Annotated in this window: 1 protein-coding gene; it reads left to right on the top strand. The window is 74.4% G+C overall.

Annotated features, from left to right (window positions below; genetic code table 11):
* Positions 1-65: 65 nt before the first annotated feature.
* The coding region (locus tag C1I99_RS31875) for a PH domain-containing protein (protein ID WP_199562473.1) at positions 66-519 on the top strand (454 nt) is incomplete at its 3' end.

The following is a 519-nucleotide window of genomic DNA, read 5'->3' as shown; positions in this document are numbered from 1 at the left end:
CCGCCCGGCCGCGTGAACCGTGTGGCGGCGGCGGGCCGGGCGGGGGCGGATGGCAGACTGGTGGGGTGAGCGATACCGAGCTGATCCGCCTCCGGCCGCGCCGTATCCGGCTGGTCTGCTGGACGTCGGCGGCCGTTCTGCTCGTGGTGTTCAGCCTGGTGGCCACCTCGCTGACCGGGCCCACCGGTGACGGCTACGGCACCTTCCAGCGCGGCGACCAGATCGCCATGATCGGCCTGGGTGTCTTCGGGGCGCTCGGGTTCCTGCTCTTCACCCGTCCCCGGGTGGAGGCGGACGCGCGCGGTGTGCGGGTGCGCAACGTCGTCGGCTCGTACGAGCTGCCCTGGGAGGTCGTCCGGGGGGTCCGCTTCGACCGGGGCGCGCCCTGGGCCAGCCTCGAACTGCACGACGACGACCTGCTGCCGATGGTGGCCCTCCAAGCCGCCGACAAGGAGCTGGCGGTCGAGGGGGTCCGCGCCCTGCGCCGGCTGCACCGGGCTCACCAGGCCCTCCTCGCCG

The sequence above is a fragment of the Micromonospora deserti genome, from assembly GCF_003236335.1.
Lineage (GTDB): Bacteria > Actinomycetota > Actinomycetes > Mycobacteriales > Micromonosporaceae > Micromonospora > Micromonospora deserti.
Note: the sequence above shows the minus strand (reverse complement) of the source record. Positions and strands in the feature narration are given on the sequence as shown.